The organism is Pseudomonas sp. NPDC078416, from assembly GCF_050268485.1.
GTDB lineage: Bacteria > Pseudomonadota > Gammaproteobacteria > Pseudomonadales > Pseudomonadaceae > Aquipseudomonas.
The window spans coordinates 13,449-40,156 of record NZ_JBNNGV010000024.1; the positions used below are offsets into that span (position 1 = coordinate 13,449).

Sequence of the window (26,708 nt, forward strand, 5' to 3'; positions counted from 1 at the left end):
AGCGCGCTTGCCCGCGAAGGCGGTGTGCCTCTTACGAATCAATCGCCTGACACGCCGCCTTCGCCAGCAAGCCGGCTCCTACGGATTCTGTGTCCTCCACAAAATTTGTGGCTTGCCGAAATCCACTGTAGGAGCGCGCTTGCCCGCGAAAGCGATCTGCCTGACACGAATCAATCGCCTGACAACCTGCCTTCGCGGGCAAGCGCGCTCCTACGCCTTCGGCAGAAGCTGAGTGCGGCAGATCCAAAGCTTAAGTCGCGCGTATCAACGTCTGCATCAGTTCCGCCTCCGTCGACAGGGTTTTGGAGTTGGCCTGATACGCCGTCTGCGCCTGGATCAGCTCCACCAGCTCGTTGGTCAACGTGACGTTGGAGCCTTCCAGAGAGTGGCCGATGACGCTGCCCAACGTGCCGACACCCGGTGCTTCGTAATTGGCGGCGCCGGAGGCCAGGGTTTCGACCCAGCGGGTATCGCTCACCGGCTGCAGCCCCTGGTTGTTGGCGAAGCTGGCGAGCATGACCTGGCCCACGTTGCGGTGCAGGCCATTGCTGAAGCCGATCATCAGCATGCCGCTCTTGTCGATCGTCAGCTGGGTGGCCTGCCCCGCCGTGTGCCCATCGATGACGACGTTGCTGTTGCCGGTGGGGGCGTTGTGCTGACTGGTCTTGTTGAAGTCCATGACAATGCCGTCGGCATTTCCCGCGGCGCCATTCGCGCCCCAGCGCCCGCCCGGTTGGTTGCCGTCCAGCGGTTTGGCCGGCACCCAGCCTTCGAGGGTCAGGGTGTTGTTGGCGGCGGTCAGCCATTGACTGCCAATCAGCGATTGCAACGAGCCGCTGGAGTCAAACAGCATGCTCGCCGTCGACGGCGCCGTGCTGGTCGGGTCCTGCGGGTTGCGCCCGTCGATCAGCGTATGCATCTTCCAGCTGTTGCTGCCGTCTTTGACAAAGTACTGGGTCATCTCGTGGCGCATGCCCAGGCTGTCGAAGACGCCGTAGGTGGACGCCTTGGTGAAGGTGGTGATGTCCGACGGATTGAACGTCGGTACCGGCCGTGGCATAAGCGGATCGGCCGGGTCGAGCACCGGCAGACCGCCGTCCAGCAACGGCAGTGAGATCGGCCCTGGAGACGGCGCGGGGCTGGCGGTCCAGGCGCCGTTGACGTTGACCGCAGGTCGCCATTGCTGCAGGGACAACTCGGTGTCGGAGATCATCTTCACCGCTGCCGTAGAGCCGGTGAGTGAAAGCTTGCCGGCCGCAGACACTTGCAGGCCGATCTCCAGCGTCGCGGTGCTGGTCGGGTCCAGCGGATTGACGCCGTCGATGAGCATGTACGACGTCCAGTTGTTGTCTTCGGTCTTGACGAAGTACTGCTTGAGCTCGTGATCCTGCGGCGGAACGCCGGCGTCCTGAATCATCCGCCCCGACACGCGGGTATAGGTGGTCGGGTCGCCGGGGTCGAACCTCGGAATAGTCCCAAGTGACGCCGACGCCGCATTCAGGTTGAGGGTCTGCTCCATCTTCCCGGTGGCCTTGGGCGACATGTCGGCCGCGTCAATCTTCAGATCCGTGCGCACGCCGCTGATCACCTCTCCATCGTCTGTCACCCCATAGCCTTGCAAGCGGCTGCCGTGGGAGTCGACGACAAAATTCTGCGCATCCTTGATGAAGGCCCCTGACCTGCCGTAACTGATGGAACCGGCGTCACTCATGACAAAGAAACCGTTGCCCTGAATGCGCATGTCGAGCGCCCTGCCCTCGCTGGTGATGACGCCGCCGGGCGCAAAGTTCTGCGAAACGTTGGCCACTTGCACCCCGTCACCCGAGGCCGTCCGGCTGCCGCCGAGCATGGAAGAGGAATAGACCGCCGAGAATTCGGCGCGTGAGGATTTAAAACCTGAGGTGTGGACGTTGGCGATGTTGTTGCCGGCCACTTCCATGCGCTTGTGCGCCGCATGCAAACCTGAAACCGCTGTGTTGAATGACATGAACACTCCCTGAGTCGTTGTTCAACGACACGCTCGTCAATGCATCGAGATCGCGGGCAAAGGAATGCAATCGAACGGACCGCGTAAACGGCGCCGCTCAATGGCATTTATTTGTCAGCGAACTTGATTCTCGCAAAGACGAAAGTAGGAAGTTTCCAGTTGTAGAGTGGGACGGCTCTCGATATTTCAGTCAAAAAAAAGGCATAAAAAAAGCCCCTCGGAGAGGGGCTTCGTTGACCGTGTCCAGCGACCGTTATCAGGTCATCTGAATGATGGTCTGCATGATGGTGCTCTGCGTCGAAATGGTCTTGGCGTTTGCCTGGTAGTTGCTTTGCGCCTTGATCAGGTTGACCAGTTCACCGGTCAGGTCGACGTTGGATTCTTCCAGCGCCTGCCCGGTCAAGTAACCCAGCGTACCCGACTGCGGCGCGCCCGTGACCGGGATGCCCGACGAAGCCGATTCGCGCCAGTTGGTGCCGCCCGCCGGGGACAGGCCCTGAACGTTGGCGAAGTTGGTCAGCGACACTTGACCGATGACCTTGGACTGACCGTTGGTGTAGGTCGCGAACATGTTGCCGGTGGCGTCGATGTTCATCGCCGTGATCTGGCCGGTGGCGTAACCGTCCTGGGTCTTGGTGATTGCACCCGACACCGCGTTGGTCTGGGTGGTCGCCAGCATGTTGAGCTTGATCCCGCCCGCATTCGCGGCCGCGCCATTGCTCGCCCAGGTGGTGGTGCTGCCAACGGTGGTCTTGGCGGCCGGCACCCAGTTGTTGATGGAGAAGACACCGCCCGCACCCACGCTCACGTTGGGCGAATTGGTGGTATCAGGGGCGCCGGTACCGCTGGTAATCAAGCTACCCGACGAATCGAAGGTCACTGCGGTCGCGTCAGCGGTGGTGGAGTTTGGATCGCTGATGCTGCGGCCATCGACCAGGCTGTACATCGTCCAGGTATTGGTGCCCGTCTTCGAAAAATACTGGTCGAGGGTGTGTTCGTTACCCTGACTGTCATACAGCGGCGTGCTGTAGGTGGTGGTGTAGCTGTTGGTGTCGGACGGCGAGAACGTCGCAACCGTCGGAACCGTCGACGAGGAGTTCAGGTTGGAGGCGACGGTGATCAAGCTGGTGCTTTTCGGCGCCAGGTTCGACGAATCGACACGCAGGTTGCTCAACACGCCCGTGGCGACATTGCCCTGACCGTCAACGCTGTAGCCCTGCAGATTGTTGCCCGCTTCGTTGACGATGTAGCCAGCGGAGTCAGTGTGAAATGCACCGGCACGGGTATAGAGCTGCTCGCCGTTGTTGCTCAGCTTGAAGAAGCCGTTGCCGTTGATCGCCAGGTCCAGGCTGCGGCCGGTACCGGTGTTCAGCGTGCCTTGGGTGAACTGCTGCGAAACCGCGGCGGTGGTGACGCCGCTGCCGGTGTTGGTGCCGCCAGAGGTGCCGCGAATCGATTGGGCGTACTGGTCAGCAAATTCCGCACGGGAAGATTTGAAACCGGTGGTCGCGACGTTGGCAATGTTGTTGCCGGTGACGTCGAGACTTTTGTTTGCGGCGTAGAGCCCACTAAGACCAACATTGAAAGACATGATTAACTCCTGCGCCGTCTAGTCGGCTCTAAATTCCGATTTGCTTGATTTTTGCCAGTGCCACCTGGGTGCCGCCGGCCAGGTTCAACGTCATGTCAGAGCCCGTTGTGCCCATGGTCACGCTGTTGACTGTCGCCGGCAGATAGGTGCTCAACGTAGTGGCGGTGCCGTTGAGGCTGCCGTTGGCGACGAAGCTGTAATTGCCCGCTGCCAGCGCTGTGCCGCTGTCATCTTTGCCATCCCAGCTAAAGGATGTAGTGCCGGCCGCCTGAGTACCCAGGTCGATGGTGCGCACGACGTTGGTACCGGTGCTGTCGTAGATCTTCACCGTGGTGTCGGTGCTGGACGATGGCAGCACCACCGATCCGGTCATGGCCTTGCTGGTGTCAACGTAGGTGGAACCTGCGTCCACGGTCACCGAGCGGCCGACCAGCGAGGAAGCCTGCAACGCCTGGGACGACTGATACATGGTGCTGATCGAGTCGACCGAGGTGCTCAGGTTCTGCATGGTTTCCAGGCTGCTGAACTGAGCCAGCTGCGCCACGAACTCGCTGTTGTCCTGAGGATCGAGCGGGTTCTGATTCTGCATTTGCGTGACCAGCAACTGCAGGAATGAATCCTTGCCCAGGGAACTTGAGCCGGTGAGGCTGCTGGTGCTGGATTTGGTGCTGGTGCCTGTGGTTCCGGAGGTCGTGCTTTGCAGCCCTTTGAGGAACGTCGAGGTAGCGTCTGTGCTTGAGACCGTCATGGATTTCGCCCTTTATCACTGACCGAGGGTCAGGACCTTCTGCATCATTGTTTTCGCGGTGTTCATGATTTCCGCATTGGTCTGGAACGAACGGCTGGCCGAGATCATGTCGGCCATCTCGTTGACGACGTTGACGTTCGGGTAATACACGTAGCCGTTCTTGTCCGCTGACGGGTGATTTGGCTCGTAACGTGCCTCCAGGTTGGAAGCGTCTTCGACGATGCCGGAAACCTGCACGCCGGTGCCGGCCTGACCCTGGTCTTCGAACAGCGATGCGCTGCCGCCGGACTCCTGACCCTGGAAGACGGTGGCGAACACCGGATGCCGGGCGCGATAGGTCTTGTCCAGGCTGGAGGACACGGTTTCGGCGTTGGCGATGTTGCTGGCCACGGTGTTGAGGCGGGTGTTCTGGGCACTCATGCCGCTACCGGCAATATTGAAAACACTGGACAGGGACATGGATTACTCTCCGCGCAGGGCTGCAACCAGCCCTTTGAATTTGCTGTTGAGCAAGGTGAAGCTGGCCTGAAAACCGATGGCGTTTTCGGCGTAGTTGGCGTTTTCGACTTGGGAGTCGACGGTGTTCTGGTCCAGCGACGGCTGCGACGGGGTGCGGTAGAGCAGGCTGGCTTCGCCATCGCTCATGCCTTCGGCTTCGATGTGACGGTTGTTGGTCATGTCGAGGGCGAAGTGGCCGTTTTTGCTTTTGTCGCTTTCGGCGGCCAGGACTTTGGAGAAGTCCAGGTCACGCGCCTTGTAGTTGGGGGTGTCGGCGTTGGTGATGTTGTTGGCCAGCACTTCGGCACGCTGAGCGCGGAAGTTGAGTGCTTTTTCGTGGATGCCGAGGGCGTTTTCAAAACTGATGCTCATGTCGGGACCTTTGAGGGCTGACCAGATGTACGTGCAGGAGTTATAGCAAGGTGCGTGCCACTTGCTGGAAGTGCCGTTTTACGAGGGCTGCAGGGGTGTTGGTGCAGGGGGATGACAGAAAAGCGGCAAGGGATTTCCGCTCGATGGGCGGAAAGCGGCAAGGCAGGTGCCGTTTTTTTGCCGTATTACGCGTCAGCATCAGCCTCAGCTTGGAAGATCCAGATCAACAGCGTCTGCCTGGGGGGCAGACCGTTTCGCCTTCGGCGAGTTACTTTTAAAAAGCACTAGATGTAACCAAAAGTGCCTGCTCTCGGTTGGGTCCCTCCTCCGTCGGGATTCCCTCACTCCGACGATGCTCCGTGGGCCCGCGCCGAACGGACATCCATGTCCTGACGGCGCTCTCGCCGCATCCATGCGGCTCGACCCACTCCACATCGTCTGCGTTCGGCCTGCACCCAAGTCGCGATTTTCGTCGTCTGGGCTGGCTGTGCATGAAGATCAAGAGCAGATCAAAGGCTTCCCGGCTAAAGCCGGTCCCACTGAGGACGCGCTGCTTCAACGATCTTTGATCGGTCATCGTCGCGCCTGACAGAACGCATTTTTTCTGTAGGAGCCGGCTTGCTGGCGAACGCGGTGGGTCAGGTATGCATGTATCGACTGACACATTGCATTCGCCAGCAAGCCGGCTCCTACAGTGAAATCGCGCTCACCCAGCGGGACCGGCTCTGACAGTAGGACCGGCTTTAGCCGGGAAGCCCTTGATCTGCTTTAGATGTGCTTCAGATCAGCTTTTGATCTGCTTTAAAGCGCTTTTGATTTTCATACACAAAAGGCTCAGTCACCGCCAATCGCGACTTGGGTGCAGGCTGAACGTAGGTCTCGCGCAGTGGGCCGAGCCGCATGGATGCGGCGAGAGCGCCGTCAGGGCATGGATGCCCGTTCGGCGCGGGCCCACGGAGCGAGACCGGAGTGAGGGTACTCCGACGAAGGAGGAGCCCAACCAGGAGCAGGCACCCTTGGTTACTTGGGGATGGTGCGACTTTCGACTTTTCCAAGTAACTCGCCGAAGGCGAAATGTCTGCCATTAGGCAGACCAAACTCAGCGCCAATACAATCAACCCGCTGCCAAAAATCCAAGCGCCAACACAAAACAAAAACCCGCCTAAGCGGGTTCTAAAACAAAACCGGAGCCAATCACTTGGCCTGATAAATAATCCCGGGACTGCACTGCACCATCTGATAATGATCCGGTAACCCGTTCAACGCCTCCGACGCCCCAAGGAACAAATACCCCCCAGGCTTCAACGTCGAATGAATACGCAACAAAATATCCTTCTTCACCTCCGCCGAAAAATAAATCAGCACATTGCGACAGAACACGATATCGAACTTGCCCAACGCCGCATAACTGTCCAACAGATTGAACGAACGGAACTCCACACGGCTCTTGATCGGCGCCTTCACCGTCCAGCGCCCTGGCGTCTTCTGATCGAAGAAACGCTGCAGACGATCCGGCGACAGACCCCGGCCGATGGCCAGACTGTCGTACTCACCCGTCTTGCAATTGTTCAACATCAAACCCGACAAATCCGTCGCCACAATCTGCGCCCCGGACTTCAACTGCCCCGGGTTACTGCGCTCGAACTCATCGATTGTCATCGACAGCGAATACGGTTCCTGACCTGACGAACACGCCGCCGACCAGATGCGCAAACGCTGGTTAGGGCTGGCCTTGATCGCCTCGGGCAACACCTTGTTCTTCATCACCTCGAAGGGATACGTGTCGCGAAACCATAACGTTTCGTTGGTGGTCATCGCATCGACCACCTGCTCGCGCAAACCACTGCGCGGCTGGGTCTGGATACGCTGAATCAGCTCACCCAACGACTTGATGGACTGTTGTTCCATCAACTTGTTGAGGCGGCTGGAGACCAGATACTGCTTATTTTCACCCAGCAAAATGCCACAGGCTTTTTCCAGGAATACCCGGAACTGATCAAAATCCAAATTACCTGTAGACATGCCGCCTCTCAAATCATGTGAACAGCAAGGAGGAAAACCCCTCCTCAGCTGATATCTGCCGCCTTGATACGATCTACTACCCTCGCCGCCAGATCGTCCGGCCGGAACTTGGCCAGGAAATCATCAGCGCCGACCTTCTTGACCATCGCCTGGTTGAACACGCCGGACAACGACGTGTGCAACACAATGTGCAACTTCTGCATGCGCGGGTCGCTGCGAATCTCCGCAGTGAGGGTATAGCCATCCATCTCCGGCATTTCAATGTCGGAAATCATCATCAGGAATTCTTCTTCCGGCTTCTTGCCTTCATCCACCAGTTTGCGCAGGAAATCCAGTGCCTGACGACCGTCATTCAACGCCGTGACTTCCACGCCGACGGTTTGCAGGCAACGCGTCACCTGTTTGCGCGCCACCGAGGAATCATCGACCGTCAGCACACGCAACGACAGCGCCTTGTGCTGCACCTCCGCCGTGACCACGCCGACCGAGATGTTCTCGGAGACCGGCGCCACCTCGGCGAGGATCTTCTCGACGTCGATGATCTCCACCAACTGGTTGTCCAGACGCGTCACTGCCGTCAGGTAGTGGTCGCGACCCGTGCCCTTGGGTGGCGGATGAATGTCTTCCCAGTTCATGTTGACGATGCGTTCCACCGCATGCACCAGGAAGCCCTGAATCTTGGTGTTGTATTCCGTGATGATCACGAATGAATTGGTAATGTCAGCCAGCGGCTTGCCACCGGTCGCCAACGCCAGATCGAGGATCGGGATGGTCCCGCCACGAATACTTGCCACACCGCGCACAATCGGACTGGATTTGGGCATGTGGGTAAGTTTCGGGCATTGAAGCACCTCTTTTACCTTGAACACGTTGATCCCATACAACTGCTTGCCGTCCAACCGGAACAGCAACAGTTCAAGGCGGTTCTGCCCGACCAGTTGAGTGCGCTGGTTTACTGAATCCATCACACCAGCCATGCACCACTCCTCCCAAAACGACCAATTGCGCTACCGGATCGGTAAGCGGCACGGCCCTTGCTATTTACACATCATGAACACACAAACGACAGTATCCCGACGCCCCGCACCCGCAACCCGCAGCTTTTTCTGCGTGGTGGTCGCGCTGTGTCTGTTGTGTGCCGCCAGCCTGAGCCGCGCGGACAACATGACCCTGCCTGAAACACTTATCGGCGTGACCCAGGGCTTTCTTGAATTCACAGTTGAAGACTACATGGCGACCAACCAAACCGCCGGCCGTTACGAGATCGAGGTCAAGCAACTGGATCCGCGCATGCGCATGCCGCTGTGCGACAAGGATTTGACAGCCTCACTGGAAAGCCCGGCCCAGCCCATCGGCCGCGTCACCGTAAAGATACGCTGCGAAGGCACGTCCCCGTGGACGGTGTTTGTGCCGGCCCAGGTCCATCTTTACCGCAATGTGGTCACGGGCGTGCGACCCATGAAGCGTGACGCGATCGTGACTGAAAACGACGTGGCACTGCGCGAACGTGACGTGAGCCTGCTGGGGCAAGGCTTCCTGGATTCACTCGATCAGGCAGTCGGGCAGAAAGTCGTCCGACCAACGGTCATCGACCAGATTCTGACGCCCGTCCACCTCGATCAACCGCAAATGGTTCACAAGGGCGATCAAGTGGTGATCAGTGCACGCAGCGGTTCGATGAGCGTGCGGATGCCGGGCGAAGCACTCTCCGACGGCGGTTTCAACGAGCAAATACGGGTGAAGAACCTCAACTCCCAACGGGTGATCAAGGCCAACATCGTTGCGCCCGGGCAAGTTGAGGTCGCTATGTAACTGACATGTGAAGGTAAGACCTCTGGCGCTGCGCTTGCGCTTTTCCTACACTCGGAACCCCAGTGCTCCGTGCGAAGTCCATTCGAGACTGTTTTCGCACGGGCCCTAAAGTTATTCCGGGTCTGGCCGAAACCAAGGCAAGCGTCCTAGAACCCAGAGGTTTTTCAATCATGGTCATCGACTTCAATCGTTTGAACAGCTCCACTACCGTTGGCGGTACAACACGTACGGCCAGCACCAAGGAAGCCGGCAAAACCGAAGCTACGGCAGCGGTCAGCGGCACCTCGAGCGTGCCCGGTAGCGGTGAGGCAGTACATTTGAGCAGCGAAGCTCAACAGTTGCAGAAGATCAGTGATTCGTTGCGTGATCAGCCCGCAGTCAACAGCGCCCGTGTGGCTGAGTTGAAGCAGGCCATCGCCGACGGCAGCTATAAGGTCGACAGCAATCGTGTTGCAAGCAAACTGCTTAACTTCGAAGCCCAGCGCTAGCCCCAGGTCTGCGCAGGGGCTTCTGGACGCTTAAACACCAGGGCATGCGATGCAAGACACTACATTGCTTCAACTGATCACGGACGACATTGCGCCAACCCGGCATCTGCTGGACATCCTGAAGGCCGAGTCAGTGGCGCTTCACGGGCGCAATATGGTCGAGATGGAACACATCCTGGCGCAGAAACAGGCGCTGGTGATCGTGCTCGAGCAGCATGGACGCCGACGTACCCAGCTGATGACCAGCCTGGGTCTGCCCGCCAATCGTGCGGGACTCGAAGAAGTGGCGAAACATTCGTCAGTGGGTGAAGCCTTGTTGAACGCAGGCGATGAACTCAGTGCACTGATGAGTGAATGCCAGGCGGCCAATGAACAGAACGGCAGCCTCATCCAGCTCCAGCAACTCACCACGGCACAGCAGTTGAGAATTCTCAACGGCGGCGATACCCCGACGCTGTATGACAGCCGCGGTTCGACGTCGGGCAAGGCCAGGCCACGTCCGCTCAGCCAGGCGTAAGTTCTTGTATCAAGGTGCGCAACGTGGTGGCAATATGCCGCACGCTGCACGCTGCCGTTATTTGCCTGGAGATGGATAGACCGTGAATGCCTCAAGCGCGGAAGATGTTCCGCAGCCCCCGAAGGTACTGACCACCCCGTTGGAAATCGCCGCCAATCTGCGGCTGCTGATGGAAAGTCATGACCCGTTGATCATCACGTTTCACGAACGCAGCCAGCGGTTTCAGAGCTACGTGATCGACGTCAACCGCGACACCAACGAAATGATCTTCGACGAGATGATCCCCCGAGACGGTGAGCGTTTCCTTGCCAGCGGTGAACCCTTCCGGGTCGAAGGCTTTCACGACGGCGTGCGCATCGCGTGGGAAAGCAAAGCCCAAATGACGGTGATCGAAGAGCCGCGCAGCTATCGCGGCCCTCTGCCCCAGGAAGTCGTCTATCACCAGCGCCGCAACGCGTTTCGCGCGGCGCTGAAGCTGGCGTCCCTGATTGATGTCGAGATCGGCGGCGACCGGCTCAAATTCCCGTTGCGCGGCAAATTGCTGGATGTCTCCGCCACTGGCTGCAAGCTGCGCTTCGAGGGCGATATCTCCGAGCGCATGCAACTGGGTCAGGTCTATGAGCGATTCATCGCCTCCCTGCCCTTCGGCAACATGACCACGCCGGTGGAACTGCGCTATCTGCACTTCGAAGAAAGGATCAACACCACGTTCGCCGGTGTGCGCTTCCACAACATGAGTGGATTGGTGCAGCGTCAGGTCGAGCGTTTTGTCTATCAACTGCAGCGCGAAGCGCGACGCTTCGACAAAGACGACGATTTCTGATCGTTGGTGGTGACCGGCCGGCGCGCTTCGGGGCGTGCTGGCCGGTTGCCGACATCCGCTGCCATCGCCTCCCCCCATAACGCGCCCATCAAATAGGCGCCCTGATCCAGTCCCGCAACGCCTCCCGCCCCGCTCCAACCCCCTCCAAACCAAGCCTGTTCGATCAAAATGCGAACCTCATCACGCCCGCGTGTAGGACTCTTCACCGCGCCAGTGTGGGATGCGTCTTGAAATAACCTGTACCACTTTCAAGCCCCTGACCCTGTGTTAATTTCGCCGCTCAAACGCAGCAGAGCATGGACGCTCGCCGCGGCCACATCTCAGGGAAGTTTCGTCATGCGCCCCATCATCGTTCTCAACGACCCCACCCTCAAAGGCGGTCGAGTCATCCAAGGCTCGCCCTCCACCTTCCTGCACGGTCTCGAAGTCGCCCGCCACGGCGACGGCGTGCTCTGCTTTCACGGCCCCTGTGCCATCGCCGAAGGGGATGAAACCTGCCTCGTCGATGACCGGCCCATTGCCCGCGAGGGGGACCGCCTTCTGTGCGGCGACACCCTGGTGGCGACCCACGATGACTGCTGCATTCTGTAGGGGTCGTCATGAACAATTCCTTTTTGAACCGGCTGCTCGGCAAACCTGCGCCGCTGCCACCCCCTGCCGTCCCGCGACAGTACGTGGCGCCACCGCGTTGCATGTACGACCGGATTTCAGAAAAGCGCCTGGCACAAGAAGCCGCCCAGCGCCTGCTGGACCGGGCCAAACCCCGAGGTAATTTCTGCCCGCAAAGCGTCAGCGTCGAGGACGTCTGGCTCCGATTGCCCGGGCATTCCCTGGATCAGCGGTTACCTGTCCAGGACATCCCCAGGCACGCAAACGCGCTGAGCCACGATTCAAGGCTGATGGCTGCCGATGGCTCGCGCCGACTGTTGCGGCGGATCGAGATCGACGCGATCCCCCTGCCGTCGATCGAGCCACTCACCCGTGCCATCGAACTGTTGCGGGCGACGCTGACCCAGTGCCCGCTGTTCGACCGAGTCGCGGACTGGACGCAGGTTGAAGTGCATCTGTTCCCGCCGTCCCATGTCGATCCGCTGGTCTGGTTCGAGACCGTGGTGAGTGTGTGGCCCCAGGCGTGGCTGCCCGGCGGCGGTTTCCGTATCGCCGGCCAGGCGCCGGGGCCGTGGCTTGCCGAATTGCTGTCCAGCAACCTGAGCATGCCCGACCATCTGTGCCTGAGCATCGACAGCTGGGCCACTCTGCCGGCCAACGCACACGCTGCGGATCCGGCGCCCTTGGGTGAGGTGGCATCCCTCGTTTCACTCAAGCGGGACGCGCGAACCGATACCCCGAATACCGCCCCCGAGCAGACCTTCAATCAGCAGGTTCAGGCCCCGTCGCTGTGCGGCCAGGTCGGGACCGTTGCTGCCGAATGGACGCGGACGGCCCTCGGCTGCCTGGCGGCCCGCGCCGCCTCCGGCCACGCCCGATGGGTGCTGGAACTCACCGACAGCGGCTCAAGCAGCGGATCGATCATCGCTGCCCCCACGCTGTGCCCACTGCCCCGACAGGAAGTCCGACATGACCTTCGCACCCCCCTCCCCCTTCAACTTTGCCGGTATCCGCCAGGAAGGACGCCTGCTCGAACTCAAGACGCCACTGACCGAGCCACTGCTGGCCGTGCGCGTCCATGGCGTCGAACGGCTCGGCCGAATCCCGCGTTACTGCGTGGATGTCGTCAGCGAGTCGACACGCATCGATCCCCACCAGTTGATCGGCGAGCCGGTTCGCCTCGCCATCAAGCGGGCCGACGGCAGCCACAGCTACAAGCACGGTCTGGTGAGCAGCGCGCGCTACCTCGGCAGCGACGGCAGTCTGCAGGACTGGCAGCTTGAATTCGCGCCGTGGTTCAGCCTGCTGGAATACCGTCAGGACTGCCGCATCTGGCAAGACATGACGTTGATCGACATCTTCACCGAGGTATTCCGGGGGCATCCCCAGGCGCAGGGCCGTTACGAATTCAATTTGCGCCGCGCGAATGCGCCGCTGTCCTACGTCACCCAGTTCAACGAGAGCGACGCCCACTTCGTGCAGCGCTGGTGCGAGCACGCGGGCATTTATTGGTACGTCGTTCATGAGGCTGACCAGCACAGGATCGTCTTCGTCGACAGCGTCCTTGACCTGCCGGCGCTGGAGCCGCAAGCGCTGCCTTTTCACACCCAGACGGCCGCGCTGGATCACGACAGCATCGTGGAGTGGAGTCAGGCCGACACGCTGCTCAATGGCCACGCTCTGTGGAGCAGCAACAATTACCGGGCGCACCGCCAGCCGCTGTCTGTCCGCTCCATGGGCCTTAATCCACCTGGGGCGGCGAAGACGCTGGAACGCTACGAATACCGAGGCCAATACGCGTGGCACAGCGAGGACGACGGCAACTGGCAGACACGGGTGCAGATCGAGCAGGTGGAGTCCGCAGCGCGGCGCATCACCGGCCATGGCGGCGTCCGGCATATGCTGCCGGGCCACACATTCGAGCTGCGCGGGCATCCGTTGTACGACGATGGCCCGCGCGACCGCCGGGCGTTCATGCTGATCGCTGTCGAGTTCTTCGCGCAAAGCAACCTGCCCGTTGCACTCACCCGTCGCGAGCGGCCCGGCAGCCTGCAATCGCAGCTCAAAGGTCTCGGCGCCGACAAACCGTCCGAGAAAGGCGAAGGCTTCTATTGCAACTCGTTCGAGGCTCAACGCCGGGACGTCCCGTACCGCAGCGCCTTCGAACACCAAAAGCCTGCCAATCCCGGGCCGCAGACCGCCGTGGTCGTGGCGCCCAACGGCGGGCCTGTGCACACCGACGCGCTGAATCGGGTGTGCGTGCGCTTTCACTGGGACCGCCTCAGATCGCCGGAAAAAGCGCCCAGTTGCTGGCTGCGCATGCTGCAAAACAGCAGCGGCGCCGGTTGGGGCAGTGTCTATGTGCCACGCGCGGGCGAAGAAGTGGTGGTCACCTTTCTCGACAACAACATCGACCGCCCGCTGATCCTCGGCCAGGTCTACGGCGGCGACAAACCGGCGTGGCATTCCACGGGCCGGATGAGCGGCTACAGAAGCCAGGAAATCGACGGGCTCGGTTACAACCAGTGGGTCATGGACGACACCACGGCGCAATTGCGCACGCAAATCCACAGCAGCCACGGCCACAGCCAACTGAACCTCGGCTGTTTGGTGGATCAACAGGGCAATGACCGCGGCGCGTGGCGCGGTGACGGTTTTGAACTGCGCACAGAAGCCTCCGGCGCCATTCGCGCACCACAGGGCCTTTACCTCAGCACGTGGCGCCGCACCAAGGCACAAAGCGGGCATCTGGACAGCAGCGAAGCCGGCCAGCAGTTGAGCGACGCGTTGCAGCGCATGACGGCGCTGTCCGACCAGGCCGGTCAGCACAATGCCCTGTCGCTGGACGAAGGCGTCGACAACCTGAACCGCCTGCATCAGGCCGCCACGCATTCCCACCGCCAGGGCAATGCGACGTCGCAGGGCTATGACGCACCGCTGATCGTCGCCTCGGCCCCCGCCGACATCGCCGCTGTCACGCCAGAGAACATCCAGCTGCACAGCGGCCGCCACACCAGCCTCTCCAGCGGTGAAGACATCAACTTCGCCAGTGCACGCTCGCTGCTGGTCAGTGTGGGTCGCAGCATCAGCCTGTTTGCCCGCGGCGCCGGGGCGAAGCTGTTCGCCGCGAAGGGCAAGGTGGAGATTCAGGCCCAGGACGACGCCATCGAGCTGACCGCCAAGGACAGCGTGCGCATCACGTCCACCGCGCGAACCATCGAGATCGCTGCACAGGAAGAAATTCTGCTGACCTGCGGCGGCGCCTACATCCGCCTCAAGAGCGGCGATATCCAGATTCACGCGCCCGGCACCATCGACATCAAGGCGGCGAAGAAAAACATCGGCGGCGCCAGCCGGATGGACCGCGAACAGACGCCGTGGCCGCAAAGCACGGCGGGCCAAACGCTGACCCTGCTGGCCGGACAAAGCAGCGCCGCCAGTCATCAGCCGTGGACCGGCATGCCTTACACGGTGTTCGCCGACGGGGTTGAGATTGAAAAGGGCGTGATGTCGAGCGATGGGAAAATCAGCGTCGAGCACCGCGTATCGCGCTCGCGCTACCGCGTCGAACTGGCCAACGGCGCCAGCTACGACATCCCGGTCAGCGGCGACTACCTCGGCGATCAGGACAACGGCGCCCGCGCGAACCGCGGCCTGCACCGCCACCAACACAGCCTGACGCCCGGTTCGGGCGCCGCACCCAGTCAGTATCGCGAAGACTACGACCGCCTCAACGACCCGGACACGGAAGCCTGAAGATGAACACACCCAGCATCACCTGCCCCATCGCCACGAGCCAGACCTCATCAGCCGTCATGAATCAGCGCTGGATGGTCGAGTGCAGCGAGTATTCGCCCAAGCCTGCGACCTTCGAGCCGCTGGTCAATGGCGAGCGAGCGTTTGGCGCGGTTCACGACGCGATCATGGCGGCAAAACATTCGGTCGAGATCATCTGCTGGGGGTTTCAGCCTTCGATGCATTTCAAGCGCGGCGGTGATCAGGCTCTGTGCATCGGCGAACTGCTGGTCAATAAAGCCTCCCTCGGTGTGAAGGTGCGCGTGCTGTGCTGGTCCGACAGCGCGCACCTCACTGCGATGTTCGCGGAGAACATGACACCAGGCCGGAACCTGGCCTCTTTTGTATCACCCGCCGGCGACTGGCGCTCCACGTGGCAGCAGGCGTATGACTGGGAATGGTACCGCCGCGCTTCAACGCCTGACACCGGCGCCACTTCGCTGGTGGAAAGGGTGTTCCCCGGACTGAAGGGCTTCCGATTAACCACGTTAATGGCACAAGAACTGTTCAAGGCGGGCGCGCGGCCATTCGAAAACATCGAGTTTACGGTCCGCGACCTGGGGCTGGCCGACCGAGCCGAGATTGCCTATCAAATATGGACGCGCTCCCGGGAGCAAGGCGCGACAGAACTTGAGGCCGCCGGCAAGGCGGCGGCGATGTCGGTGATCCCCACTCATCACCAGAAAATGGTGCTGGTGGACTACGAACACGCTGATCGCGCAGTCGGCTTCGTCATGGGCCACAACATGCTCGACCCCTATTGGGACCGCGACGACCACGCCCATGCTCATGCCAATGATGTGTCCGGCCGCAACGGTCTTACGCCGAGGCAGGACATATCCAGCCGTGTCACCGGCCCGGTGCTCCAGGACCTGAACGCCAACTTCACCCAGGCCTGGCTGAAGGCGACCGGCATTGACCTGCAGACCGCCCGCGAGCCCCTCGCCGCCCACCTGAAACCGCGCAAAGGCTTCGGGCCGCCGATGATGGCGCAAGTGCTGCGCACCCAGACCGAGGCAGGGAAACGCGATATCCGGACGATGTACCTGCAAGCGGTCAAGAACGCGACCCAGTTCATCTACATCGAGAACCAGTATTTCCGATGGAAGCCGTTTGCCGACGCGGTGGTCGACATCGCCCGGCGCCATGCCGAAGGCGGCCGCGATCCTGGCGAACACGGCTACCTACATTTGTTCGTCGTCACCAACTCCTCCGACGAAGGCATGGCAGACGGCGCACTTGGGACTTTTCGCATGCTCCGGCAGTTGGGCCGCAGTGAAGTCATGCCTTCTGTAGCGCGTCTCGAACACGATGATTACTGGCAAGCGAAGCTCGATGCGCTGCACGAGGAGTACATTGCCGCGCAAGTCAAACTGGCCGCCTACTACAACCGTGTGGACGCGATGGGCAAGCTCGATGGACCCATCGAACGGTTGGAAATCGAACGAGATGAACTGGCCAGACAGTACGCAGAACTAAAAAGGCAGCTCAAGAGCGAGAAAAGCGCCCCCATCACCCCGATTGATGTGCCTGGTTTAAAAGTCCACATCTGCACTCTAGTTGCACCAGACTCCCCGCCCGATAACTGGCTGGAAGTGTATATCCATAGCAAGTTGATGATTATTGATGACGTGTTTACCACGTTGGGCTCGGCGAATATTAACGAGCGGAGTATGAGCTCGGACAGTGAGTTGAATATATGTGTCGAAGATCCGGCGGTGGCGCGGCCGTTGAGGAGGCAGTTGTGGGGGTTGCATACGGGGGAGGAAACACCCGAAGACATTAAAGAAGCATTTAAAGTATGGACTAAGAAGATCAAAGAAAATAAGCGAAGACGAATTCAGCAGGACGTGCCCATGCTCCTACGACCTAAACAATCACTTGTTGAGTTCCTACGAACCAGCCCAAGTCGTAAAAATGTTGATTAACTATATTGGCAATACAGTTTCGGCTGTAGCATTGATTCTGATCTTGAGCAGTTGTGACTATGGGGACAAACCTGTGACAGACTTCATTCCTGAGAAAGCCGATTACGATGTAGCATTCAAGCGCCTAGAATTTCAGTGTATTCATGAACGTGACCATCTACCAGCACTGCATCCGGATGCAGATGAGCTTTATAAGTACGGATTACACTTAGCTCAAGTAACAGGCCCTAAAGACTTTGATAAACTCGCGCGTTACTACCGCATTGCTGCTGCTTTCGACCATTATCTAGCAGCTAGAAACTTACAGGCACTGCTATCACAAGGCATGACTAGCGCCAAACATCCAGCGCATGAAACGATAAATCTGACGGAGCACTTCATGAACCAAGGAGTTCCGGGAGCTTATTACGATATGGGGCACTATCTCGAACTCGGATATGGCGTCAGGCAGGATGCTGATGCGGCCCGATACTATTTCAGGCGTGCCGCCGACATGGGCAATCCTGAAGCACAATACTACGTGGCTGATTCGTTGAGCCGAATCCGTGGCGCAGGACAGGTCGCCCTAACCATGCTTCGCTGCGCTATGGATCAAGGACATACTGAAGCAGCGTTGGAGTACGCCATCGAGAAGGAAACCAGAGAGGAATATGAGAAAGCTGCACAAGCTTACCAAACTGCGATAAAAGCCGGAGACCCTGTAAGTCCGATGATTCTCAGGAAAGCTTTTATAGGTGGGCAGTCTAAAGACAACTCCGACTATCTTGCACAGCCCAAAGATATCGAACGGTCCCGAAGATACGGGCTCGTCGAAGTTTTCTTGGATAGATACGAACACCTCGGCGCAAAAGTCCCCGACATCGACCAAATCGTACCCCTCCCACCCGCCAAACTCCCTGAGTGGGACGAAACCTTCGAGTGGAAGCGCAAGCGCGACGCCGCCGTGCCTCCATCGCCACCCAGCGACGAATTGATCGCGCGGATGTGCGAGGAGAAAGGGCTTGATCCCTCTACCGGCTGGCCGTTGAGTGGGTTGAAGTAATGCCCCTTTTGATGCGTGAGCACTTGAGCTGAAGAGAAACTCTAAGGACTGGTATGAATTACTACCCATCGGCGGCGCTAACACTAGCGCTGTTTCTAAAAGGTTGTGACGCGGACGATAACAACACAGCGAAATTCGTTCCTGAGAAAGCCGATTACGACGCCACATTCAAAAACCTGGAGTTCAAGTGCGTATATGAATCAGAAAAACTGCCACCTCTCGATGCTGACGCAGAACTTTTGTATCGATATGCACTGCACCTGACCCAGGTAAGAGGCCCGAGAGACTTTGATCAGGCGGCACGTTACTACCGAATTGCCGCGGCGCATGGACACTATCGTGCGGCCACGAATTTGCAAGTCTTACTATCGCAGGGCATGACGGCGGCCAAGCGTCCGGCGCGGGAAACGCTCAATCTAGTAGAGGACTTGATTGCTCGGGACATCCCTGGAGCGTACTACGATATGGGCCACTATCTTGAACTTGGATACGGGGTCAAACAGGACGGTAAAGCTGCTCGTTATTATTTTCGACGAGCAGCAGAGATGGGCAATCCTGACGCACAATATTACGTCGCCGACATGCTCGCCCGAATCGGCCAAGGCGGACTTGCAGCGGAATTTATGATGCGTTGCGCCATGGAGCAAGGCCACACAAAAGCGGCTAGGCGCTATAGCATCTCGAGTAAAGCCCAACAAAGGTTTTTAGAAGCGCTGCAAGGATTTCAAAGCGCAGTGAAAGCGGGGGACTCGGTTACTGCAATGACGTTGAAGCATGCTTTTGACGGTCCTAGACCAGAACAAATACTGCACTACTTAGCTCAGGATAAAGATGTTGAAAGATCGAGGAGGTACGGACTCATCGAAGACTTCCTAGACAGATACGAACACCTCGGCGCCAAAGTCCCCGACATCGACCAGATCATCCCCCTCCCCCCCGCCAAACTCCCCGAGTGGGACGAAACATTCGAATGGAAGCGCAAGCGCGACGCCGCCGTGCCTCCTTCCCCCCCCAGCGAAGAGCTGGTCGCGCGGATGTGTGAGGAGAAGGGACTTGATCCCGCCACAGGATGGCCGTTGGGTGGGTTGAAGTAATGCCCCTCAACGCCATCACCTGCCCCATCGCCACCCGCCAGACCTCATCGGCCGTCATGAACCAGCGCTGGATGGTCGAGTGCAGCGAGTATTCGCCAAAGCCTGCGACCTTCGAGCCGCTGGTCAATGGCGAGCGCGCGTTTGGCGCGGTTCACGACGCGATCATGGCGGCAAAACATTCGGTGGAGATCATCTGCTGGGGGTTTCAGCCTTCGATGCATTTCAAGCGCGGCGGTGGTCAGGCGCAGTGCATCGGCGAATTGCTGGTCAATAAAGCCTCCCTCGGTGTGAAGGTGCGGGTGCTGTGCTGGTCCGACAGCGCGCACCTCACTGCGATGTTCGCGGAGAACATGACACCAGGACGCAACGTGGCCTCTATTGCATCGCACGCCGGCGACTGGCGCTCCACGTGGCAGCAAGCGTATGACTGGGAATGGTACCGCCGCGCTTCAACACCTGACACCGGCGCCAGTTCGCTGGTGGAGAGGGTGTTCCCCGGACTGAAGGGCTTCCGATGGATCACGTTGCAGGCACAAGAACTGTTCAAGGCGGGCGCGCGGCCTTTCGAAAACATCGAGTTTGCGGTCCGAGACCTGGGGCTGGCCGACCGAGCCGAGATTGCCTATCAAATATGGACGCGCTCCCGGGAGCAAGGCGCGACAGAACTTGAGGCCGCCGGCAAAGCGGCGGCGATGTCGGTGATCCCCACTCATCACCAGAAAATGGTGCTGGTCGACTACGAACACGCTGACCGGGCAGTCGGCTTCGTCATGGGCCACAACATGCTCGACCCTTATTGGGACCGCGACGACCACGCCCATGCTCGTGCTGATGACGTGTACGGGCGCAACGGTTTTACGCCGAGGCAGGACATATCCAGCCGCGTGACCGGCCCGGTCCTGCAAGACCTGAATGCCAACTTCACCCAGGCGTGGCTGAAGGCGACCGGCATTGACCTGCAGACCGCCCGCGAGCCCCTCGCCGCACACCTGAAACCGCGCAAAGGCTTCGGGCCGCCGATGATGGCGCAAGTGCTGCGCACCCAGACCGAGGCTGGGAAACGCGACATCCGGACGATGTACCTGCAAGCGGTCAAGAACGCGACCCAGTTCATCTACATCGAGAACCAGTATTTCCGTTGGAAGCCGTTCGCCGACGCCGTTGTCGACATCGCGCGGCGCCATGCCGAAGGCGGCCGCGACCCCGGCGAACACGGCTACCTGCATTTGTTCGTCGTCACCAACTCCTCCGACGAAGGCATGGCTGACGGCGCACTTGGCACGTTTCGCATGCTTCGTCAGTTGGGCCGCAGTGAAGTCATGCCCTCTGTGGCGCGTTTGGAACACGATGATTACTGGCAAGCGAAGCTCGATGCGCTGCACGAGGAATACATTGCAGCGCAAGTCAAACTGGCCGCCTACTACAACCGTGTAGACGCGATGGGCAGGCTTGATGGACCCATCGAACGGTTGGAAATCGAACGCGATGAACTGGCCAGACAGTACGCAGAACTAAAAAGGCAGCTCAAGAGCGAGAAAAGCGCCCCCATCACCCCGATTGATGTGCCTGGTTTAAAAGTCCACATCTGCACACTTGTTGCACCGGACTCTCCGCCCGATAACTGGTTGGAAGTTTATATTCATAGCAAGTTAATGATCATTGACGACGTGTTTACCACGTTGGGCTCGGCGAATATTAATGAGCGGAGTATGAGTTCTGATAGTGAGTTGAATATATGCGTGGAAGATCCGGCAGTGGCGCGGCCGTTGAGGAGGCAGTTGTGGGGGTTGCATACGGGGAGCAACAGCTCGAGTGAGGACATATCAACGGAATATCAGAAATGGAGCGATGTGCTGACTGAAAACAGTGACCGTCGAGACCCGATGAGTCAAGCCAAACTACGGACACCGGCTTGTTCGCTCGTGGAATTTTTACGACTCAGCCCGAGCCGCAAAAATGTTGACTAAATGCAATTTTTATCGGAGATCATTGTTCGCACTTATTTTATCCTTAGCTGGTTGTGATTATGGAGACAAACCAATGACATCATTCGTTCCAGAAAAAGCAGATTGGGAAGCCGCGTTCAAACGATTAGAGTTTGAATGTATTCATGAAAAAGATCGTCTGCCTCCACTGGACCCAGATGCACATCGCCTATATCAATATGGATTACACCTATCCCAACTTTCCGGGCCAAAGGATTTCGATCAGACGGCGCGCTACTATCGGATCGCCGCCGCGCATGATCACTATCGTGCTGCGACAAACTTGCAAGCGCTGCTATCACAAGGCCTAACAAACGCCCCGCGCCCCGCGAAAGAGACTATTGATTTGGTAGAAGATTTGATTAACCGCGGCATCCCAGGAGCTTACTATGATATGGGTCACTATCTTGAACTCGGATATGGTGTCAGGCAGGATGCTGAAGCAGCTCGCTACTATTTCAGACGCGCGGCTGACTATGGAAATCCGGACGCTCAATATTACGTAGCTAATTTATTGGCGAAGACTGGTAAAGCTGGAGCCATCCCACTTGCGATGATGCGCTGCTCCATGGAACAGAGACATCGCGAGGCGGCGCTGAGATACGGCGTATCGAGAAAGAATGAAGGTCTATTCATTGAAGCTCTTGAAGCTTATCAATCAGCATCTAAATTCGGAAATCCCGCTGGAGCGCGCAGACTTAGAGAGGCATTTAACTACAGCAAGACAAGCAACGAAACCTATTACTTAGCAGCCGATATTGATAGCGAAAGATCACGACGATATAGCCTTATAACTAACTTTTTGAATAAATACGAACACCTCGGCGCTAAAGTTCCCGACATCGACCAGATTGTCCCCCTCCCCCCAGCCAAACTTCCCGAGTGGGACGAAACATTCGAATGGAAGCGCAAGCGCGACGCCGCCGTACCCCTATCCCCACCCAGCGAGGAGCTCATCGCGCGAATGTGCGAGGAAAAGGGGCTTGATCCCGCTACGGGTTGGCCACTGAGTGGGTTGAAGTAGCAACCGTCGTGCATGAGTATTTGAACTGGAGCAAATGTAAGGACTTATATGAATTACTACCGATCGGCGGCGCTAATACTCGCGCTCCTTCTAACTGGCTGCGACGCGAAAGATAACAACATCACGAAATCTGTTTCTAAAAAATCCGATTACGATGCCGTGTTCAAAAACTTGGAGTTCGAGTGTGTGCATGAATCAACAAAGCTGCCAGCTCTCGATGCTGATGCGGAAAGCTTGTATCGATATGGTTTGCACCTGACGCAAGCGGGACGCCTGAAAAACTTAGACCAAGCGGCGCGCTACTACCGAATTGCTGCGGCATTCGTTCACTACCGCGCCGCGACAAGACTGCAGGGGCTTCTATCTCAAGGACTGACCAGTTCGCCGCGACCGGAGAGAGAAACGATCAATCTTGTCGAGGAGCTTATGGCTAGTAATATACCCGGCGCCTATTACGACATGGGCCACTACCTGGAATCAGGATATGGGGTCAAACAGGATGTCGAAGCTGCTCGATATTATTTTCGTCGTGCTGCGGACCTTGGCAATCCGGAGGGTTTGTATTACGCCGGGGAATCTTTGGTACGGATAAAGGAAGCAAGCGGAATCGCATTTTTGATGATTCGTTGCGCCACGGAACAAGGACATACTGCAGCGTCGTTCCGCTACGCCACTGTTCGGCAGGTCCAAGAAGATTTTGGGGAAGCGATCCGGGGTTATCAAACCGCGATCAGAGCAGGAGACTCATCGGCCGCAATGGTTTTGAAAAAATCCTTTTTAGGGCCGAAACAGAGTAATGCTCTGTACAAGTTGGGCTTAGATGAGGATAAGGAAAGATCTCGTCGGTATGGCCTGATAGTCGAATTTCTGCGCAGATACGAACACCTCGGCGCCAAGGTTCCCGACATCGACCAGATCGTCCCCCTCCCCCCCGCCAAACTCCCCGAGTGGGACGAAACATTCGAATGGAAGCGCAAGCGCGACGCTGCCGTACCCCCATCCGCACCCAGCGAAGAATTGATCGCACGAATGTGCGAGGAGAAAGACCTTGATCCAGCAACAGGTTGGCCGTTGAGCGGATTGAAGTAATAGCACTCGGCGCAGATTGTCGGCTACATGGGGATCAACTGTAGGAGCGCGCTTGCCCGCGAATACGGTGAGTCAGCCGAAATCCATTTCACAGACGCACCGCCTTCGCGGGCAAGCGCGCTCCTACAGTTTTTGCCTCAGCAAAAATTTTGGGGTCAGGCACTGAATCTGTGGGAGGCAGCTTGCTGGCGAAGGCGGTGGGCCAGCCGACATCCATTTCACAGACACACCGCCTTCGCGGGCAAGCGCGCTCCTACAGGATTTCGCGGTGCTCGGGCTGTCTGGGTGAGACAACCCACCTGTGGGAGCCCGGACAGCCAGGCCGCATCACAAAGGCCGATCCACCCCAACATCCCGCCGCACTTCAATCGCCTCATCCGGCCCAGCCGTACCAGCATCCGCAGCCACTTCCTCATCCATAATCGCCACCGGCCGCACAACGCCTTCACCCGACGCCACGACCCGCTCCACCATCTCAGGCTGCACTTCAACTTCGGCCGCTACATCCGGCGCAACCTCGGTCGAAATCTCAGGCTCAGGCTCAACGTCCTGCATCTGATCCTGCACCACCTGTTCATCCACACGCGGGTCAAGGGCGACCACCAGCGGCGAGCTGGACATGCTGTCGGGCATGGCGATGTGGTGCAGCGGGGCGTCTTCGACCTGGTGCAGGTTGGTGACGGCTTTCGGACGAATACGGGTGACCAGCACCAGCGCCACGCAGCAGACGAAGGCGTAGAGCATGTTGCTGCCGAACATTTTCATCAGCACGCCGGACACCAGCGGGCCGATACTCGCCCCGACGCCGTAGGTCATCAGCAGCATCGCGGTCAGGGAGACGCGGCGTTCGCCTTCAACGTGGTCGTTGGAGAAGGCCACCGCCAGCGGGTACAGGGAAAACTGCAGCAGCGAGGCAAGAAAGCCCACCACCAGCAGCACTTCCATCGGCACGTTGGGGAGAATCGCCAGCGGCAGCGAAGCCAGCACCAGCAACACCGCTACACCGCGGATCAGCCAGGCGCGGTCGTAGCGGTCCGACAGTTTGCCCAGCGGACCTTGGACGATAAGGCCCGCGCCGATGCAGCTGGCCATGAACAGACCGACGTGCTCGGTGGACAGCCCCTGTTGCGCGGCATAGAGCGGCGCCAGGCCGTAGAACGAGCCGATGATCATGCCGGCGCTCAATACTGTGGTCAGGGATTGCGGTACGCGGCGCATGAAGAACAGCGGCTCCAGCGGGGCCGGGTGCATCGGCGCCGGGTGAATGCTGCGGGTCATGGCGACAGGCACAAGGCAGAGCGCGAAGCACATCGCCACGAGCATCAGCAGTTCAGGGCCGAGCTGCGGGTGGATGACCAGAATCAGCTGGCCGAGCACCAGCCCCAGGTACGACGCGATCATATAGAGGCTGAACACCGTGCCGCGCTGCTTGGGCGAGGCCTGCTCGTTGAGCCAGCTCTCGATGACCATGTACTGGCACATCATGCCCAGGCCGACAATCATCCGCAGGAAGATCCACGCCGGGAGGTAGTCGAACAGACCGTGGCCCAGCACCGCCGCGCCGACAATACCCGCGCAGGTCGCGTACGCACGAATGTGCCCGATCCGGCCGATCAGCCGGTGGCCGATCTTGCCACCCAAGGCCAGACCGACATAGTTGGCTGCCATCAATGCACCGACCCACAGGCCATCGACCTGATCGGCGGCCAGACGCAAGGCAAGGTAGGTGCTGAGCAGGCCCGAGCCGATCAACATCATCAGCGAGGCAAAATACAGCGCTCGAAAGGACTTCCAGATTTGGCGCATAGCTTTCCAAAAGACGGAAACCCTCGATTTCAGAGGATTTCCGAACAGCGATTCTTAAGCCTGAGCGGCCAGAACGCGGCGCTCCCAGGGGGTGATTTCGTTGAAGAAGCTGGTCAGTTCCAGGGTCTTCGACGCGACGTAGCCTTCGATGAATTCGGCACCAAACAGTTCCTTGGCCAACGTGCTGCGAGTCAGACGTTCCAGGGCAGCGTGCAGGGTACATGGCAACGACAGATTATCGGGCACAACGAACTCGCCCTGAATCGCCGGCGACGGTTCCAGCCTGTGCTCGATGCCATAGAGCCCCGCGGCCAGACTGGCCGCAATGGCCAGATACGGGTTGGCGTCGGCGCCAGGCAGACGGTTCTCGACCCGACGGGCGACCGGTGCGCTGGCCGGAATGCGCAGGCCCGCCGCGCGGTTGTCGTGGGACCAGCAGGCGTTGTTCGGCGAAGCAAACGGATGGCACAGGCGCTGATAGGAATTGACGTTAGGCGCGAACAACGCCGTGAAGTCAGCCATCGCCGCCTGCTGCCCGCCGATGAAGTGATGGAACAGCTCGGTGGCCTCGCCCTGATGGTCGCTGAAAATGTTCTGGCCGGTGGTGGTCTCGACCACGCTCTGGTGAATGTGCATCGAACTGCCGGGGGTGTGGGCCAGCGGTTTGGCCATGCACACCACGATCAGCCCGTGCTTGAGCGCGACCTCCTTGAGCATGTGTTTGAACAGAAAGGTCTGGTCCGCCAGCAGCAGCGGATCGCCGTGCAGCAGATTGATCTCGAACTGGCTGACGCCCATCTCGTGCATGACCGTGTCGCGGGGCAGGCCCAGCGCCGCCATGCAGGCATAGACCTCTTTGAAGAACGGTCGCAGGCCGTTGTTGGAACTGATGCTGAACGCCGACTGGCCGTCTTCGCGACGGCCGTCCAGACCGACCGGCGGCTGGAAGGGCTGGCTCGGATCGGGATTGGCGGCGAAGACGAAGAACTCAAGCTCGGTGGCCACCACCGGCGACCAGCCATGCCGGGCATAGCGGGCGATCACGGATTTGAGCTGGCCGCGGGTGGACAGCGGCGACGGCTGGCCGTCGAGCTCGTCGGCGTCGCAGATCGCCAGGGCGCGGGGCTCATCGCTCCACGGCAGAATGTGCGTTTGCTGCGGATCGGCGATCAGGGCCAGGTCGCCGTCGTCGCTGCCGTAGAATTTCGACGGCGGGTAGCCGCCCACTATGCACTGCAGCAGCACGCCCCGCGCCAGCTGCAACCGACGGCCTTCCAGAAAGCCCTCGCCGGTCATCACCTTCCCTCGTGGCACGCCGTTCAGATCCGGCGTGACGCATTCAATTTCATCAATGCCCATCAGTCGCTGCGCGAGTGAATGGTGGTCATCGCTGCTCATGACTCAAATCCTTTTTCGTTGGGCACGCCGCAGGGCGGCAAGGCGTACAAAATAAGCGTCAGGCGTTCGGAATATCAAGC

At 59.2% G+C, this 26,708-nt stretch carries 22 protein-coding genes; 12 read left to right on the plus strand and 10 right to left on the minus strand.

What is annotated here, in order from left to right:
* Positions 1–250: 250 nt before the first annotated feature.
* The 7 genes from ACQKEN_RS19025 to ACQKEN_RS19055 form a co-directional block, all read right to left on the minus strand.
* Positions 251–1,987: a flagellar hook protein FlgE gene (locus tag ACQKEN_RS19025; protein ID WP_427687876.1), complete on the minus strand. Its 1,737-nt coding sequence runs from the start codon at positions 1,985–1,987 to the stop codon at positions 251–253.
* A gap of 256 nt (positions 1,988–2,243) precedes the next feature.
* Complete coding sequence (gene flgE, locus ACQKEN_RS19030) at positions 2,244–3,578, minus strand: flagellar hook protein FlgE (RefSeq protein ID WP_427687877.1); 1,335 nt, start codon at positions 3,576–3,578, stop codon at positions 2,244–2,246.
* 28 nt (positions 3,579–3,606) lie between these two features.
* Positions 3,607–4,326: a flagellar hook assembly protein FlgD gene (locus ACQKEN_RS19035; protein ID WP_427687879.1), complete on the minus strand. Its 720-nt coding sequence runs from the start codon at positions 4,324–4,326 to the stop codon at positions 3,607–3,609.
* 15 nt (positions 4,327–4,341) lie between these two features.
* Positions 4,342–4,785 carry a flagellar basal body rod protein FlgC gene (gene flgC, locus ACQKEN_RS19040; RefSeq protein WP_427687881.1) on the minus strand — a complete coding sequence of 148 codons (444 nt, stop codon included), beginning with the start codon at positions 4,783–4,785 and terminating at the stop codon, positions 4,342–4,344.
* A gap of 3 nt (positions 4,786–4,788) precedes the next feature.
* Positions 4,789–5,196: a flagellar basal body rod protein FlgB gene (flgB, locus tag ACQKEN_RS19045; RefSeq protein WP_074893064.1), complete on the minus strand. Its 408-nt coding sequence runs from the start codon at positions 5,194–5,196 to the stop codon at positions 4,789–4,791.
* Positions 5,197–6,390: 1,194 nt separating this feature from the next.
* Positions 6,391–7,218: a protein-glutamate O-methyltransferase CheR gene (cheR, locus tag ACQKEN_RS19050; RefSeq protein WP_192172653.1), complete on the minus strand. Its 828-nt coding sequence runs from the start codon at positions 7,216–7,218 to the stop codon at positions 6,391–6,393.
* A 44-nt stretch (positions 7,219–7,262) separates the two neighbouring features.
* The gene (locus ACQKEN_RS19055) at positions 7,263–8,195 is read right to left on the minus strand and encodes a chemotaxis protein CheV (RefSeq protein ID WP_133775929.1); all 933 of its coding nucleotides are present in this window, start codon (positions 8,193–8,195) and stop codon (positions 7,263–7,265) included.
* A gap of 73 nt (positions 8,196–8,268) precedes the next feature.
* On the opposite strand from ACQKEN_RS19055, the gene flgA reads away from it, so the two are divergent.
* From flgA to ACQKEN_RS19080, 5 genes are all read left to right on the plus strand, one after another.
* Entirely contained in the window at positions 8,269–9,030 is a 762-nt protein-coding gene (gene flgA, locus ACQKEN_RS19060; protein WP_427687884.1) for a flagellar basal body P-ring formation chaperone FlgA, read from the plus strand.
* 170 nt (positions 9,031–9,200) lie between these two features.
* A complete protein-coding gene (gene flgM, locus ACQKEN_RS19065; protein ID WP_427687886.1) occupies positions 9,201–9,518 on the plus strand; it encodes a flagellar biosynthesis anti-sigma factor FlgM in 318 nt (105 codons plus the stop codon).
* Between the two features lie 49 nt (positions 9,519–9,567).
* The gene (locus ACQKEN_RS19070; RefSeq protein WP_427687887.1) at positions 9,568–10,035 is read left to right on the plus strand and encodes a flagella synthesis protein FlgN; all 468 of its coding nucleotides are present in this window, start codon (positions 9,568–9,570) and stop codon (positions 10,033–10,035) included.
* 82 nt (positions 10,036–10,117) lie between these two features.
* Positions 10,118–10,858, plus strand: a complete 741-nt coding sequence (locus tag ACQKEN_RS19075; RefSeq protein WP_427687889.1) for a flagellar brake protein — start codon at positions 10,118–10,120, stop codon at positions 10,856–10,858.
* A gap of 336 nt (positions 10,859–11,194) precedes the next feature.
* Complete coding sequence (locus ACQKEN_RS19080; protein ID WP_265389032.1) at positions 11,195–11,449, plus strand: PAAR domain-containing protein; 255 nt, start codon at positions 11,195–11,197, stop codon at positions 11,447–11,449.
* A gap of 299 nt (positions 11,450–11,748) precedes the next feature.
* Here the strand turns inward: ACQKEN_RS19080 and ACQKEN_RS19085 are convergent, their stop codons facing one another.
* Positions 11,749–11,922, minus strand: coding sequence for a hypothetical protein (locus tag ACQKEN_RS19085; RefSeq protein WP_427687891.1), 174 nt, complete (start codon positions 11,920–11,922; stop codon positions 11,749–11,751).
* 514 nt (positions 11,923–12,436) lie between these two features.
* On the opposite strand from ACQKEN_RS19085, the gene ACQKEN_RS19090 reads away from it, so the two are divergent.
* From ACQKEN_RS19090 to ACQKEN_RS19120, 7 genes are all read left to right on the plus strand, one after another.
* On the plus strand, positions 12,437–15,223 hold the full coding sequence (locus ACQKEN_RS19090; protein ID WP_427687893.1) for a type VI secretion system Vgr family protein: 2,787 nt from the start codon (positions 12,437–12,439) through the stop codon (positions 15,221–15,223).
* 2 nt (positions 15,224–15,225) lie between these two features.
* Complete coding sequence (locus tag ACQKEN_RS19095) at positions 15,226–17,190, plus strand: phospholipase D-like domain-containing protein (protein ID WP_427687895.1); 1,965 nt, start codon at positions 15,226–15,228, stop codon at positions 17,188–17,190.
* Positions 17,180–18,232, plus strand: a complete 1,053-nt coding sequence (locus ACQKEN_RS19100; protein WP_427687897.1) for a DUF6396 domain-containing protein — start codon at positions 17,180–17,182, stop codon at positions 18,230–18,232. The genes ACQKEN_RS19095 and ACQKEN_RS19100 overlap by 11 nt, the downstream gene beginning before the upstream one ends.
* Before the next feature lie 53 nt (positions 18,233–18,285).
* Positions 18,286–19,326, plus strand: coding sequence for an SEL1-like repeat protein (locus ACQKEN_RS19105; RefSeq protein WP_427687899.1), 1,041 nt, complete (start codon positions 18,286–18,288; stop codon positions 19,324–19,326).
* Complete coding sequence (locus ACQKEN_RS19110) at positions 19,326–21,293, plus strand: phospholipase D-like domain-containing protein (protein ID WP_427687901.1); 1,968 nt, start codon at positions 19,326–19,328, stop codon at positions 21,291–21,293. Before ACQKEN_RS19105 ends, ACQKEN_RS19110 begins: the two co-directional genes overlap by 1 nt.
* Positions 21,294–21,366: 73 nt before the next feature.
* A complete protein-coding gene (locus ACQKEN_RS19115) occupies positions 21,367–22,335 on the plus strand; it encodes a DUF6396 domain-containing protein (RefSeq protein WP_427687902.1) in 969 nt (322 codons plus the stop codon).
* A gap of 48 nt (positions 22,336–22,383) precedes the next feature.
* Complete coding sequence (locus ACQKEN_RS19120) at positions 22,384–23,424, plus strand: SEL1-like repeat protein (RefSeq protein ID WP_427687904.1); 1,041 nt, start codon at positions 22,384–22,386, stop codon at positions 23,422–23,424.
* A gap of 327 nt (positions 23,425–23,751) precedes the next feature.
* On the opposite strand, the gene ACQKEN_RS19125 is transcribed toward ACQKEN_RS19120, so the two are convergent.
* Both ACQKEN_RS19125 and ACQKEN_RS19130 read right to left on the minus strand, forming a co-directional pair.
* Complete coding sequence (locus ACQKEN_RS19125) at positions 23,752–25,230, minus strand: MFS transporter (protein WP_427687906.1); 1,479 nt, start codon at positions 25,228–25,230, stop codon at positions 23,752–23,754.
* Positions 25,231–25,284: 54 nt separating this feature from the next.
* On the minus strand, positions 25,285–26,526 hold the full coding sequence (locus ACQKEN_RS19130; protein ID WP_427687963.1) for a glutamine synthetase family protein: 1,242 nt from the start codon (positions 26,524–26,526) through the stop codon (positions 25,285–25,287).
* Between the last annotated feature and the right edge of the window lie 182 nt (positions 26,527–26,708).